Origin of the sequence: Pseudophaeobacter sp. A-200-2 (genome assembly GCF_041008815.1) — a bacterium.
In the GTDB taxonomy this organism is placed as follows: domain Bacteria; phylum Pseudomonadota; class Alphaproteobacteria; order Rhodobacterales; family Rhodobacteraceae; genus Phycobacter; species Phycobacter gallaeciensis_A.
In genome coordinates this window covers 1-14,189 of sequence record NZ_JAXGFU010000008.1, presented here as the reverse complement: position 1 = coordinate 14,189, position 14,189 = coordinate 1, and the positions used below count along the sequence as shown (strand labels likewise).

At 61.8% G+C, this 14,189-nt stretch carries 12 protein-coding genes and 3 tRNA genes; 6 read left to right on the top strand and 9 right to left on the bottom strand.

Translation table 11 applies throughout. From position 1 onward, the window contains the following. Window positions 1–7: 7 nt before the first annotated feature. Window positions 8–1,150, bottom strand: a complete 1,143-nt coding sequence (locus SM766_RS12890) for a pyridoxal phosphate-dependent aminotransferase (RefSeq protein WP_368948031.1) — start codon at window positions 1,148–1,150, stop codon at window positions 8–10. On the opposite strand from SM766_RS12890, the gene SM766_RS12885 reads away from it, so the two are divergent. Next, the gene (locus SM766_RS12885; RefSeq protein WP_368948177.1) at window positions 1,149–2,528 is read left to right on the top strand and encodes a M48 family metalloprotease; all 1,380 of its coding nucleotides are present in this window, start codon (window positions 1,149–1,151) and stop codon (window positions 2,526–2,528) included. The genes SM766_RS12890 and SM766_RS12885 overlap by 2 nt on opposite strands. Beyond that, a complete protein-coding gene (locus tag SM766_RS12880; RefSeq protein ID WP_368948030.1) occupies window positions 2,525–3,289 on the top strand; it encodes a DsbA family protein in 765 nt (254 codons plus the stop codon). Before SM766_RS12885 ends, SM766_RS12880 begins: the two co-directional genes overlap by 4 nt. 107 nt (window positions 3,290–3,396) lie before the next feature. Here the strand turns inward: SM766_RS12880 and ispG are convergent, their stop codons facing one another. From ispG to hemA, 3 genes are all read right to left on the bottom strand, one after another. Next, window positions 3,397–4,521 (bottom strand): flavodoxin-dependent (E)-4-hydroxy-3-methylbut-2-enyl-diphosphate synthase, encoded by a 1,125-nt coding sequence (gene ispG / locus SM766_RS12875; RefSeq protein ID WP_065270615.1) that lies wholly within the window; start codon window positions 4,519–4,521, stop codon window positions 3,397–3,399. A gap of 103 nt (window positions 4,522–4,624) precedes the next feature. Then, window positions 4,625–5,836 (bottom strand): helix-turn-helix domain-containing protein, encoded by a 1,212-nt coding sequence (locus tag SM766_RS12870; protein ID WP_368948029.1) that lies wholly within the window; start codon window positions 5,834–5,836, stop codon window positions 4,625–4,627. A gap of 129 nt (window positions 5,837–5,965) precedes the next feature. Next, entirely contained in the window at window positions 5,966–7,189 is a 1,224-nt protein-coding gene (hemA, locus tag SM766_RS12865) for a 5-aminolevulinate synthase (RefSeq protein WP_274838992.1), read from the bottom strand. Window positions 7,190–7,574: 385 nt separating this feature from the next. Here hemA and SM766_RS12860 point away from each other — a divergent pair, with 385 nt between their 5' ends. Together SM766_RS12860 and SM766_RS12855 are read left to right on the top strand one after the other, a co-directional pair. Continuing rightward, the gene (locus SM766_RS12860; RefSeq protein ID WP_274828939.1) at window positions 7,575–8,966 is read left to right on the top strand and encodes a M20/M25/M40 family metallo-hydrolase; all 1,392 of its coding nucleotides are present in this window, start codon (window positions 7,575–7,577) and stop codon (window positions 8,964–8,966) included. 100 nt (window positions 8,967–9,066) lie between these two features. After that, window positions 9,067–9,945 (top strand): alpha/beta fold hydrolase, encoded by an 879-nt coding sequence (locus SM766_RS12855; RefSeq protein ID WP_368948028.1) that lies wholly within the window; start codon window positions 9,067–9,069, stop codon window positions 9,943–9,945. Between the two features lie 137 nt (window positions 9,946–10,082). Here the strand turns inward: SM766_RS12855 and SM766_RS12850 are convergent, their stop codons facing one another. The 5 genes from SM766_RS12850 to SM766_RS12830 all read right to left on the bottom strand — a co-directional run bounded on the left by SM766_RS12850 (window position 10,083) and on the right by SM766_RS12830 (window position 11,955). Beyond that, the gene (locus SM766_RS12850) at window positions 10,083–10,307 is read right to left on the bottom strand and encodes an RND transporter (RefSeq protein ID WP_368948027.1); all 225 of its coding nucleotides are present in this window, start codon (window positions 10,305–10,307) and stop codon (window positions 10,083–10,085) included. A 41-nt stretch (window positions 10,308–10,348) separates the two neighbouring features. Beyond that, window positions 10,349–10,425, bottom strand: a tRNA-Asp gene (locus tag SM766_RS12845). A gap of 75 nt (window positions 10,426–10,500) precedes the next feature. Beyond that, a tRNA-Asp gene (locus SM766_RS12840) sits at window positions 10,501–10,577 on the bottom strand. A gap of 81 nt (window positions 10,578–10,658) precedes the next feature. Beyond that, window positions 10,659–10,735 (bottom strand) — tRNA-Asp (locus SM766_RS12835). 221 nt (window positions 10,736–10,956) lie between these two features. After that, on the bottom strand, window positions 10,957–11,955 hold the full coding sequence (locus tag SM766_RS12830) for an aldo/keto reductase (RefSeq protein ID WP_368948026.1): 999 nt from the start codon (window positions 11,953–11,955) through the stop codon (window positions 10,957–10,959). Window positions 11,956–12,111: 156 nt separating this feature from the next. On the opposite strand from SM766_RS12830, the gene SM766_RS12825 reads away from it, so the two are divergent. Next, window positions 12,112–13,437 (top strand): MFS transporter, encoded by a 1,326-nt coding sequence (locus tag SM766_RS12825; protein ID WP_368948025.1) that lies wholly within the window; start codon window positions 12,112–12,114, stop codon window positions 13,435–13,437. A gap of 126 nt (window positions 13,438–13,563) precedes the next feature. Further along, window positions 13,564–13,833, top strand: a complete 270-nt coding sequence (locus SM766_RS12820) for a glutaredoxin family protein (protein ID WP_116560280.1) — start codon at window positions 13,564–13,566, stop codon at window positions 13,831–13,833. Window positions 13,834–14,189 lie beyond the last annotated feature (356 nt).

Sequence of the window (14,189 nt, the reverse complement as noted above, 5' to 3'; positions counted from 1 at the left end):
GGGGACCTTAGCGGTTTTCCATGAAACTGCGCAGACGCGACAGCCCTTCTTCGATATCGGCGGTGGAGCGCGCATAAGAGAACCGCAGCGTTGTGGCACCCCGGACCGGATCGAAATCCAGCCCCGGCGTCACCGCAACCCCGGCCTTTTCCAGAATTTCGGCGGCAAATGCACGGCTGTCCTGCGTCAGCTCCGACACATCCGCGTAGACGTAGAACGCCCCGTCCGGCGGTGCGATATTGCTGAAACCCGCCTTGGGCAGCCCCTCCAGCATCAGTTGCCGGTTGCGGGCATAGACCGCCAGGTTTGCCTGCAGTTCCTCCTCGCAATCCATCGCGGCCAGCGCCGCCACCTGGCTTGCGTGCGGCGCGCAGATGAACATGTTTTGAGCCAGACGTTCCACCACCCGCACATGATCCTCAGGCACCACCATCCAACCAACGCGCCAGCCAGTCATCGAGAAATACTTGGAGAAGGAGTTGATCACATAGGCATCATTGGTCAGCTCCAGAGCGGTGACCGCTTTGGCCTCGTATTCGATCCCGTGGTAAATCTCATCCGAGATGAAGGCTGCGCCAGCCTCTCGCGTAGCGCCGATCAGCGCCGCCATGGCATCGCGGTTCAGCATCGTGCCGGTCGGGTTCGCCGGAGAGGCCACCATCAGCCCGGCGAGATCAAGCCCGGAAAGATCGCTTGGCACCGGCTGAAGGCGGTTTTCCGCTGCCGTTTCAATATCCACCGGCGTTAGCCCCAGTGCATGCAGGATCTGCCGGTAGGACGGATAGCCCGGCGCGCCGATGCCGACCCTGTCACCGCTGTCAAAGAGCGCCGTGAAGGCTAGCAGGAACGCCCCGGACGAGCCGGAGGTCACCACCACGCGCCCAGGATCCAGATCCACGTTATACCATTCGCCATACATGCGTGCGATACGTTCGCGCAGCGCCGGAATCCCCAGCGCCACGGTATACCCTAGCGCATCATTTTGCAGCGCCCTGACCAGCGCTTGCTGCGCCGCCTCCGGCGCCCCGGTCGAAGGCTGGCCGACCTCCATGTGAATGATACGGCGCCCGGCCTCTTCGGCCTTGCGGGCGGCCTCCATGACATCCATCACAATAAACGGATCGACCTCTGAGCGGGTTGAGTTTCGCATGATGTTCTCCCATGGTGCGCGCATGACTTTTGACCGTTTCTCTCGTCTGGCGTCAATCCCGGCTCTGGTGTTTTGCCTGCTGGCCTATGCGGCGACGGCCGTGCAGGCGGCATCGATCACCCTGTTGCGGGACGCAGATGTGGAACAGGCGCTGAACCGGCTTGCGGCGCCGGTTCTGCAGGCGGCGGGGCTCAATGCGCGGCGCACCAAGATCCTTGTGGTCAACGAGTCGAGCTACAACGCCTTTGTTTTGGATAACCGCACGATTTTCGTGCATTACGGCCTGATCCTCAAGTCCGACAGCCCCGAGATGCTGCAGGCCGTTTTGGCCCATGAAGCAGCCCATATCGCAAACGGCCATCTGGCCCGGCGGATGCAGAACATGCGCTCGGCCGGAAGCGCGGCCGGGCTGGGCATGGCCCTGGCGGTTCTAGCCGCCGCTGCGGGCGCAGGCAGCGAGGCTTCGACCGGGATCGCCATCGGCACGCAAAGCTCTGCCCTGCGCGGCTTCCTGTCACACACCCGCGCCGAAGAGGCTTCGGCCGACCGCTCGGCGGCGGGGTATCTGAGCCGCGCTGGCGTCAATCCGCAGGGGCTGGTCGACCTGCACCAAACCTTTGCCGGACAAGAAGTGCTGAGCGCCCAGCATCAGGACCCCTACATGCGCTCGCATCCACTCAGCCGCGACCGCATCCGCGCGGCGCAGGCCTATGTCGCCAGCCACGGCACGGACGTCGCCACCGATCCGCAGGCGGACTACTGGTTCGCCCGGCTGCGCGGCAAGCTTTCTGCCTTCGTCCGCTCTCCGAAATGGACGCTGCGGCGCGCAGGTAGCGAGAGCCACAAGGATGTCCGCCTCATGCGGGAGGCGATCGCCTATCACCGGCTCAACAATCGCAAGAAGGCGCTGACCGCCATAAACGGCGCCATCGCGCTGCGCCCCAAGGATCCGTTTTATCACGATCTCAAAGGTCAGATCCTGATGGAAAACCGCGACTGGAATGCGGCGCTTTCCAGTTACGGACAGGCGGTTGCGCTTGCCCCCTCGGACCCGCTGGTTCTGGCCAGCTATGGCCGGGCGCAGCTGGCCGCCGGGCAGCCCCGGGCCGCGCTCAAATCGCTGGAAAAATCCCGCGGCATCGATTTTCGCAACACGGTGCTGCTGCGGGACATGGCGCAGGCCTATGCCAAGACGAAACAGACCGGACTAGCCGCGCTGGTGACAGCGGAACGCTATGCCCTGCAAGGGCGGCTGGACGATGCCGGTCTGCATGCCAAACGCGCCACCGCGCTTCTGCCCACCGGATCGCCAGCCTGGCGCCGGGCGCAGGACGTGCTGGTGGCCTATGAGAAAACACAGAAAAGGAAACGAAAATGATCCGTGTTACACGTGCAGCAGCAGGCGCTGCCACTGCTCTTGCGCTGCTTGGCGCCCCCGCGCAGGCGCTGGACCTTTCGAATATGAGCGCCGCCGAACGCGAGGCCTTTGGCGTCCAGGTGCGGGAATACCTGATGGAGAACCCCGAGGTGATCCTTGAGGCCGTGAACCTGCTGGAGCAGCGTCAGGCCGCCGCCGAAGCCACCCGCGATCAGGCGCTGGTTGCCGACAACCTGCAGGAACTGGAAAACGACGGCTATTCTTGGGTCGGAGGCAACCCCGAGGGCGACATCACCCTGGTCGAGTTCATGGACTATCGCTGTGGTTATTGCCGCCGCGCCGCGCCTGAGGTGGCGGAGCTGCTGGCAAAGGATGGCAACATCCGCTGGGTGGTGAAGGAATTCCCGATCCTGGGCGAAGCCTCGGTGCTGTCGTCGCGCTTTGCCGTTGCCACCAAACAGCTGGCTGGCGACGATGCCTACAAATCCGTGCACGAAGCCCTGATGGAAATGACTGGCGAGCCGGGCGAAGTTGCCCTGCGCCGTCTGGCCGACGGGCTTGATCTGGATGCCGACGCCATCCTCGCCCATATGGATTCCGAGGACGTCACCCGCGAATTGCGCCAGACCCGCGATCTGGCCCAGCGTCTGTCGATCTCCGGCACGCCCACATTTGTTCTGGGCGGAGAACTGCTGCGCGGCTATCTGCCTACTGATCAGATGGAAGTCCTGGTGGCAGAGAACCGCAAGAACCGCGGCTGACCCGCGCTGCGACCGCAGCCCGAGAAACGCACTGAAACGCAATACGGGGCGCCCTTGGCGCCCCGTTTTTGTCAGACCGCATATAGCCCCGGTATCGGGCCCTCTACCTATTCCGCGGCGGCTGCCTCAGCCGCGTTGATTTCTGCAGCCTTTTGTTCGACCTGTTCGACGATATGGTCGACCATCTCTTCGTTGCTCATCTTGTGGCTGGCTTTGCCCGCGAGATAGACCATCCCGGCCCCAGCCCCGCCGCCGGTAAAACCGACATCCGTCATCAGCGCCTCACCCGGCCCGTTCACGACGCAGCCGATGATAGACAGGCTCATCGGTGTGTGGATATGGGCCAGTCGCTCTTCCAGCGCCTCAACCGTCTTGATCACGTCGAACCCCTGCCGCGCGCAGGAGGGACAGGAGATGATATTGACGCCGCGGTGCCGCAAACCCAGCGATTTCAGGATCTCAAAGCCGACCTTTACCTCTTCGACTGGATCGGCAGAGAGGCTGACGCGCAGCGTATCGCCAATGCCCATCCACAAAAGCTGCCCCAGACCGATGGCCGATTTGATGGTACCGGAGACAAAGCCCCCTGCCTCGGTAATCCCAAGGTGGATCGGCGCATCCGTCGCCTCGGCCAGTTGCTGATAAGCGGCTGCCGACATGAAGACATCAGAGGCCTTCACCGAAATCTTGAACTCGTGGAAATCGTGATCCTGCAGGATGCGGATATGATCGAGACCGCTTTCGACCATCGCTTCGGGGCAAGGCTCACCGTATTTGTCGAGCAGGTGCTTTTCCAATGAGCCGGCGTTGACGCCAATCCGGATCGAACAATTGTGGTCGCGGGCGGCCTTGATCACTTCGGCGACGCGTTTTTCATCGCCGATATTGCCGGGATTGATGCGCAGACAGGCGGCGCCTGCCTCGGCTGCCTCAATCCCACGTTTGTAGTGGAAATGGATATCCGCAACGATGGGCACCGGGCTTTCGCGCACGATTTCCTTCAGCGCCTTGGACGAAGCCTCATCCGGGACCGAGACACGCACCAGATCCGCGCCCGCCTCCGCGGCGGCCTGCACCTGGGCGATGGTCGCAGCGACATCGGTGGTCAGCGTATTGGTCATGGTCTGCACCGCGATGGGCGCATCCCCGCCAATCGGCACGTTCCCTACATGGATCTGGCGGCTCTTGCGGCGCTCGATATGGCGCCAGGGTCGAATGTGATTCAGCGACATGCGGTCCGTCCCCTATGGTCCTGCTGCTCAGCCGGTAGATACGTGCTGCGGGCCGCGTCTGCAATGGCAGGCGCGGTCAGACACAGTAAAAGCGGAAAAAGGATCAGTCCTGTGCGCTGTCGACCTGCAGCTGCGCCACCAGAGTCGCAAGGGCGCGGTTGCGGTCATCCTCAAGATCTGCCACCTCGAACCGACCCGAGATCGCATCCGGGGACAGATCGACATTCTTGGTCACCCGTCCACGCTGGCCCACGGGACCAAAATGCTGTCCATTGACGGCAAAATAGATGCCGCTGCTTTCCCCGGTCTTCAGGGTCGGTGCAACTTCGGTCAGGGGGATCTCGAACCGGTCGCCCGGCTCCATGATCCCTTCGAAGATGACGCTGCCATCCGCGGCGGTCACCTCGACCCATGCCGGACGTACGGCAAGCATTTCCGCGCTCGGCGCCACCTCTTCGACGACCTGCGGTACCGTCAGCTTCTGCCCGGCGATGTCCGCAGGCAGGCTGGCCTCCGCCAGTTGGATGGATGGCAGATCGGGTTCGGCAAAGTTGCCAAAGGTGCGCGGATCAAGCGTTGCAATCGGCGCGTCCCGGGCTTCGAGAACCGGAACATCCAGCGCCTGGGGGCGATAGAGCCGGTCCAGCGCCGCTGCCGCAGGATCCGTATCCGCATTCGCCAGGTTCAGCTGCGCGCCTTCCAGCGGGTCCACATCCGCCAGCACAAGCGGCGTCTGATCGACCGGTGCGAACTGCACCTGCTGCACTTCTTTCAGGATGCTCCAGCCGCCGTAGCCGATGCCAGTGATCAGCGCCGCCAGCACCATCAGCGATCCGATGGCGCGTGGCTCCACATGACTGAACAGACCACCCGCAGAGGGGGCAAAGGGCGTGTTGGGCGAGGTGAACGGGTCGCTGCCCAGCCCACTGGCATTTGCCGCTTGTGCACCGGGTGCAACCTTTGCCTTACGCACCGAGGCCTCGGCGGACATGCCGTGGGCAACCGTAAAGCCGCTTTCGCGGCAGAAGGTTTCAAACGCCTCTTCGGGATCCATGTTCAGATAGCGCGCGTAAGAGCGCACATACCCGGCGATGAAGCCGGGCGTGTCAAAAACTGAAGGATCGGAATTTTCAATCGCAGCGATGTAAGACGCCTTGATGCGCAACTCTCGTTGCACATCCAGCAGGGATTTCCCCATGGTTGCGCGCTCGCCGCGCATCATGTCGCCAAGCCGCAGCTCAAAGTCGTCAAAACTTTTGGGCGCGGATGGCTCACCCTGCTCTTTTGATTTGCGCTGAGTAAGGCGCCCGATCATGCCTGCTGTCCCATCTTTACCTGCCGCAACCGGATTTTGATGTCTGCAGAATCACCCTAACGACTCAAGCTGACCAATCCGTTGATGAAACGATAACACACTCAACAGTTTTGAACACAGAACTGTGCACTACCCGGCCAATTCGGCGCGATTCAGCGCACAATGCGACCAAAGACCGTCCATTGCCTTGACCAAAGCGTCGATTTCCAGCGGCCCATGCACCGGCGACGGGGTAAACCGCAGCCGTTCGGTGCCGCGGGGGACGGTGGGGAAGTTGATCGGCTGAACGTAAATGCCGAAATCCGACAGCAGCATATCGCTCAACTTCTTGGTGTGAACCGGGTCGCCGACGATGACCGGCACGATGTGGCTGCCGTGATCGATGATCGGCAGGCCCAGCCCCTTGAGGCGCATTTTCAGGATCTTTGCCTGTTCTTGGTGCTTCTCGCGCAGCTCGGGCGCGGTCTTGAGGAAAGCCACCGAGGCCGCCGCCCCGGCTGCAACCGTCGGGGCCAGCGAGGTGGTGAAGATAAAGCCGGGTGCATAAGAGCGGATGGCGTCACACATCTTGGCCGAAGCCGCGATATACCCCCCCATCACGCCAAATGCCTTGGCCAGGGTTCCATTGATGATGTCGATACGGTCTGCCAGACCGTCACGCTCAGCCACACCGCCGCCACGTGGGCCGTACATGCCCACCGCATGCACTTCGTCGAGATAGGTCAACGCGCCAAATTCATCGGCCAGATCACAGATCTCTTCGATGGGACCGAAATCGCCATCCATGGAGTAAATCGATTCGAAGGCAATCAGCTTGGGCGCCTCCGGATCGTCTGCTTCCAGCAGTTCGCGCAGATGAGCCACGTCATTGTGCCGGAAGATACGCTTGGCACCGCCGTTGCGGCGCACGCCTTCGATCATCGAAGCATGGTTCAACGCATCGGAATAGATGATTAGGCCGGGGAACAGCTTGGGCAGGGTCGAAAGCGTTGCGTCATTGGCCACATAGGCCGAGGTGAACAGCAAGGATGCCTCCTTGCCGTGCAGATCCGCCAGTTCGGCCTCAAGGCGTTTGTGATAGACAGTGGTGCCCGAGATGTTGCGGGTTCCGCCGGAGCCTGCGCCAGTTGCATCGATCGCCTCATGCATCGCGGCCAGAACCACCGGGTGCTGCCCCATGCCAAGGTAATCGTTACCGCACCAGACGGTGATATCGCTTTCGCTGCCATCGGGACGGGTCCAGACCGCATGCGGGAACTGTCCGTTCTTCCGTTCGATATCGATGAAGGTCCGGTAGCGGCCTTCTTCGTGAAGGCTTTCAATCGCTGCGTCGAGTTTCGCGGTATAGTCCACCGGCATCTCCATAGCTGTAAGTCTGGCACCCAGGGCGCTGGCGCGAAGGCAGTCCCATTCACATTTATGAATAACTACCCTAGACGCCGATTTTGATCAACTGCTTACGCAAAAGGCATGTTGCGCAACATTGATGCAGGTCAAATAGACCTAAGCAACTGAGCCCACAACCCGGCGCGGACGGCTATTTCCTGACAATTGCGTGGCCCGCGGCGCTGAAAGGCGCCGGTCATAGAGGATCGGAAACTTTGGTAAATACCTGCATGGTCAGCCGGCTATGGCGGTTCATCCCCTCGTCCAGCTTCCCCACTGGCGCCTCTTTGACGGCGCTGCTACGGTCCGCGACAAATCATCACAAACCATAATCAGAACGCAGGAGTGAGACATGTCATTGAATGAAGTGCTGGACCGGATCGACGCCGATGTGAACGCAGCAACGGACCGGCTGCTGGACCTTCTGCGGATCCAGTCCGTCTCGACCGACCCGGCCTACAAGGCAGAATGCGAAAAGGCGGCTGACTGGCTGGTGGCAGATCTCAAATCCATCGGCATCGACGCCGAAAAACGCGTAACCCCCGGCCACCCTATGGTGGTGGGCCACGTGGGGCAGGAAAACAAGGACGCGCCGCATGTCCTGTTCTACGGCCACTATGACGTGCAGCCGGTCGATCCGCTGAACCTGTGGAAGACACCGCCGTTCGAACCGCAACTGGAAGAGACCGAAAACGGCACCGTCATCCGGGGCCGCGGCGCCTCGGACGACAAGGGGCAGTTGATGACCTTTGTCGAGGCCTGCCGCGCCTGGCAGGCGATCCACGGCTCCCTGCCCTGCCGCATCACCTTCTTCTTCGAAGGCGAAGAGGAATCGGGCTCGCCGTCGCTGGTGCCCTTCATGAAAGAACACGCCGAAGAGCTGAAAGCGGATATCGCGCTGATCTGTGACACCTCCATGGTGTCGCGCGGCGTGCCCTCCATCGCCTCGCAGCTGCGCGGGATGCTGAAGGATGAATTCACCCTGGTCGGCCCGCGCATCGACCTGCATTCCGGCCACTATGGCGGGCCGGGCCTCAACCCGCTGCGCGAAATCAGCCGTATCGTTGCCTCCTTCTATGATGAGGAAACCGGCAAGATCGCCGTCGAAGGCTTCTATGAGGGCGTGAAAGAGGTGCCCGAGGACCAGATGCGCCAGTGGGAAGGCTGCGGTTTTGATGCAGACGACTACCTTGGCAACGCCGGTTACACCCAGGCCCATGGCGAAAAGGACCGCAGCATTCTGGAGCAGCAATGGGCGCGCCCGACGCTGGAAGTCAACGGTCTGTGGGGCGGCTACAACGGCGCCGGATCGAAAACCGTGATCCCGTCCGAGGCGCACTGCAAGATCACCTGCCGTCTGGTGGGGGATATGGACCCCGACGCGCTGCGCCTGAAGATCCGCAAGCATATCGAAGACCGCCTGAAGCCCGACTGCAAGGTGGTCTGGGACAACGATCTGGAAGGATCGCGCGCTTCGGTGATGGATATCACCCGCCCCGAATTCACCGCCGCCCGCGGCGCGCTGAGCGACGAATGGGAGCGCGAGGCGGTCTTCTGCGGCATGGGCGGATCGATCCCGATCGCGGGTTTCTTCAAATCCATCCTCGGCATGGAATCGATGCTGATCGGGTTTGCAAATGAAGATGACGCGATCCATTCGCCGAACGAGAAATACGACCTCAAGAGCTTTCACAAAGGCATCCGCTCCTGGGCGCGGGTTCTGGAGGCACTGACCAAGTCGTAAGGGGCCAAGATAGGGGAGCGGCGGCTCCCCGCCATGCCCGGCCCTGTGGGCCGGGCATCCCTCATTCAGGGAAGTCACACCACTCAGGGAGGTCAGGTGGATGGCATCAGAAATCGAAACAGGCCGCGCCGAGGTGAACGGCCAAACGATTGCCTACACCCAGCAAGGCAGCGGACCTGCCGTTCTACTGCTGCATGGGTTCCCACAAACCCGCGCCATGTGGGATGCCGTGGCACCACGCCTTGCCGAACAGTTCACCGTGGTGACTGCCGATCTGCGCGGATATGGCGACAGCAGCAAGCCAGACGACATGACCGCGATGAGCTTTCGCGAGATGGGCGCCGATCAGGTGGCGCTGATGCGTTCATTGGGCCATGAGAGCTTTCACCTCGTCGGCCATGACCGTGGCGCACGCACGGCGCATCGCATGGCGCTGGACAGCCCCGAAGCAGTGGCCAGCCTGACAGTGATGGACATCATCCCCACCCACCTGCTGCTGGGTGATCTGCACCAAGAGGTCGCCCGCGCTTATTACCACTGGTTCTTTCTGGCGCAGCCCGCGCCCTTTCCCGAGCGGATGATCGGGGCGGACCCGGACTACTATTTTGAAAGCTGCATGTTGGGCTGGGGCGGCGCGACGCTGGAGGATTTCCCGGCCGAGGCGCTGGCGGCCTACCGCAAGAGCTGGCGTGATCCGGCCTGCATCCATGCGATGTGCAACGATTACCGCGCCGCAATCGATGTGGATTTCGCGCTAGATGCCGCTGATCTGAACTGTCAGGTCTCCTGCCCCGCGCTGGTCCTTTATGGCGCCACCGGCGCTATGGCGAAACAATATGATGTGGAGGCAACCTGGGCGCCCCGCCTAGCCAACATGCGCGCTGCGGCCATTCCGGGCGGGCATTTCTTCGTGGACCAGCACCCATCGGAAACCGCGGAAGCGCTCCTGGACTTTCTTAGTGAACAACCAGCGTTCTGACATCCGGTGTTCTTGGCGCCGATGGTGTCGGCTACATGGGCACTGAGCCTGTGCAGACTCTCCCGACCTTGGCCGATGATAGAAGGCACAGCGCGGCCGCCCCCCCCTTACTGCCAATACCCCGCTCTGCAGGCAGCCTACCCCTTGCGTGCGCGCAGGTCTCTTGCGGCCTTGAGCACCAGCAGCACCAAGGGGGCGCCGTGCATCAGCAGATTGAACCCCTCGAGGGCGCGCTGCAATTCCCCTGCAAACAGCATCCTGAGCTTTTCCCACAGGTGCGGTTCGGGGAAGAAAGGCGCCAGCCCCAGAAGCAGTGCGACAATGATCGCAGTCGTCCAGTCGATGGAATCCAGCAGTTTCATGACACGCGCATCTGGTCCTGATTTTTCGAGGAAAAAGGAAGTGGCGCGGTTGACGGGGCTCGAACCCGCGACCCCCGGCGTGACAGGCCGGTACTCTAACCAGCTGAGCTACAACCGCGCATGGCCTATATAAGGCGTTCCGACCGGTCCCATTTCGGGACTTCCCATTGTCACATGGGACCAGACTTATGAGTGGCGCGGTTGACGGGGCTCGAACCCGCGACCCCCGGCGTGACAGGCCGGTACTCTAACCAGCTGAGCTACAACCGCGCATGGATCTCATATCATCTGCCTTTCGGCCTCCCCCATCCGGAGCGGACCCTGGTATTGCCCAAGGCGGGCAGGCAGCAGTGGCGCGGTTGACGGGGCTCGAACCCGCGACCCCCGGCGTGACAGGCCGGTACTCTAACCAACTGAGCTACAACCGCTCGCTGCCCGTTCAGCATCTCTGCCGAACGTTGGGGTGTAATATTCCTAGGCCTCGGGTATCGTCAAGCGGTGTTTTGTCATTTTATCCGCTTTCGGCCAAAAAAATTCATTCCCAGATGTAAAGCATTGAAACCAAGAGGAAAGCTCCCTATCCCTCCACGCACTCGCGAACCAAAGACCCGTATTCGCCCCGTCTCCGTGAACCAGAGCAACTGTCGGATCAGCAATAGCGCTCAGGGCCGATCCACTGCTCATCCGAATAGCGGTCGCCATGCGCCCATCCCACGGGCAGCACAGTCTCGATCCGTTCCAAGTCCTCAGGCGTCAGCGTCAGATCCGCGCCCGCGACGCATTCCTCAAGGTGTTTGACGCTGCGAGTCCCGGGGATCGGGATCACGTGGTCACCGCGGGTCAGCAGCCAAGCGTTGGCCAAAGCTGCCGCCGAGGTCCCCATCTGCGCCGCAAGTGCACGGAACTTATCGGTGATCCGCAGGTTCTCACTCAGATTCGGCTCCATGAACCGCGGGTTGCCAGCAAGGAACGGCAGTTGCGGGATCCGCGCCTTCGGAATCGGGTTGTCTGTCAGCAAGGAGCGCCCCACCGGCGAGAAAGCCACAAAAGCCACCCCGAGTTCGGCGCAGGCCTGTACCAGGCCAAGATCGGGGAACCGGGTCGACAGGGAATACTCTGACTGAACCGCAGTGATCGGAAAGGCCGTCATAGCGCGGCGCAGAGTCGACGGCGCCACCTCAGACAGGCCAATCGCGCGCGTCTTGCCCTTTTCCACAAGACGACCAAGGTTCGCCGCCGTTTCCTCGGGCGTGAAACGCGGATCGCGGCGGTGGGCATAAAACAGATCGACGCAGTCCACCCCCAGCCGCTGCAGGGATTTGTCCAGCTCTGCCTCAAGATGCTCAGCCGAGTTGTCAAAACACCGGTTGCCCTCCCCGTCGCGGGTGATCGTGGCCTTTGTCGAGATCATAAACTCATCACGCGCCCCGGGATTGGCGCCCAGGTAACTGCCGATGGCGTTCTCGGATTTACCCATGCCGTAGATATTGGCGCTGTCCAGCAGCGTCACACCCAGATCCCGGCAGCTGTCGAGAATGGCGTGGCTTTCGGCCTCATTGGTGGGGCCGTACATGTCTGAAAAGGACATCGCGCCATAGCCGATGCATCCGACCTCTGGTCCCTGGGCTCCAAGTTTGCGCTGCTTCATGAACTCTCTTTCCGGCTTCGATTATGTGTTCGTCCGGCGCATCGTGCCGAAAAGAAGCCCGTTTGTCGAACGCTCTTCCCCGTCGTTCTTGCCTGCCCTTTGACGCTCAGGCAGGATCAGGCCCATCGCCATTTCCCGCTCCGCGTAAGGACGCCCATGTTCGACATCCTGTCAGACCGCACCTATCGCCATCTGTTCCTGGCCCAGGTCGTGGCGCTGATCGGGACTGGACTTGCCACCGTTGCGCTGGGTCTGCTCGCCTATGATCTGGCAGGCAGCGGCGCGGGGCTGGTGCTCGGCAGTATCTTCACGATCAAGATGATCGCCTATGTGGGGATTGCACCCATCGCCGGGGCCTTTGCCGACCGTGTGAACCGCCGCGCCCTGCTGGTATCTCTGGACCTCGTGCGGGCGGCAGCGGCCCTGTGTCTCCCCTTCGTCACCGAGGTCTGGCAGGTCTATGTGCTAATCTTCATGCTGCAATCCGCATCAGCTGCCTTTACTCCCACATTCCAGGCCACGATTCCGGACATCCTGCCGGAAGAGGACCGATATACAAGGGCGCTGTCGCTGTCGCGGCTGACCTATGATCTGGAGAACATCGTCAGCCCGACTCTGGCGGCGCTGCTGCTGGCCGTCATGGCCTATGACACGCTGTTCCTTGGCACGGTCGCCGGTTTTATAGGCTCGGCCCTGCTTGTCGTCTCAGTGCTGCTGCCCAGCCCCAAATCCACCCAGCGGCGCGGTATCTACGACCGCACCACCCGAGGGATCCGGATCTATCTGGCCACGCCGCGGCTGCGCGGTCTTCTGGCGCTCAATCTTGCGGTCTCGGCCGCCGGAGCCATGGTGCTGGTGAACTCGGTGGTTCTGGTGCGCGGAGAGTTGGGCCTGAGCGAAAGCAATGTGGCCTGGGCGATGTTCGCCTTTGGCTTCGGCTCGATGCTGGCGGCGCTGCTGCTGCCCCCTGTGCTGGACCGGGTGCCGGACCGGCCAGTCATGCTGTCCGGCGCCGGGCTGCTGGTTGCGGCATTGCTGGGGCTGGCGGCCCTGGTGGCGATTACGGGCCTCAGCTGGGGTGGGCTGCTGATCAGCTGGTGCCTGGTCGGCATCGGCTACTCGTCGGTCATGACCCCCTCCGGACGGCTGTTGCGCCGCTCTGCCCATGCCGAGGACCGCCCGGCCATCTTTGCCGCGCAGTTTGCCCTCTCCCATGCTTGTTGGCTTTTGACCTATCCGCTGTCTGGCTGGCTGATGACCGCCTTTGGCACGCTCACAGCGCTGATCCTGCTGGCGGCGCTTTCTCTTGCTGGGCTGCTGCTGTGCCGTTTCCTCTGGCCTGCCCATGCCCCATCGGAGATTACCCATAGCCACGCGGATCTGCCGCCGGATCATCCACACCTGCTTGAGCACGGGGATGAGGCTCACAAGCACGCCATCATCATCGACGATCTGCACCGCGACTGGCCGACGCGCGGCTGACAATCAGGCGCTCCCCACGCTGCTCCCAGCCGGCGCACTCACCTCCCCCACGCCAACGTGATCCGCCCGACCTTGCGCAAGCCATGCCGGTATTCGAAACCCGCCGCGAATAGAAAGGATACCCCTATGCCCAAAGCCGTAATATATCGCATGGATTTGCCCAATTACACCTGTGGCTTCGGCACGGCAGCCCTTGACCTGCTGCGTCGCGAAAAATTCGATATCGAAGAACATGTGCTGCGCACCCGCCGGGAAACAGATGTCTTCAAGGATAAGCACCACGTCACCACAACGCCGCTTGTGTTTATCGACGGGGAGAAAATTGGTGGCTTTACCGAGCTGAAGAAACACCTCAAGGCCCAGAAGCCGAAACCAAAACGGTTCTGGAAACGCTGATCCACAAGCCCCCCCGGACATGCACGCGGAGCAAAGGCGCGCATAAAGCGGGGGGACATGACCACGTTGCCTGCCCTCTGCGCGCCGCAGGAAAGGCTTTCTGATCAGTCAATGAACGGGGTAGAGCCATCCCACTCCGAAGGGCTCACTGGCGTCTGCACCTCCACCGTTGGCGCAGCTGCGGATGTGGTTATGATATTATTCTGCCCCAGCCCCGCAAAGGCCGCCCCGTACTTGACCTGCCCCCCGAAATCTCCCGCACTTTAATGTAGAGTTTGCTCAACCTCTTGATGGAGCAAACAGATGCGAAAGAGCCGTTTTACAGAAGCACAGATCATCGGAATGATCAAAGAACA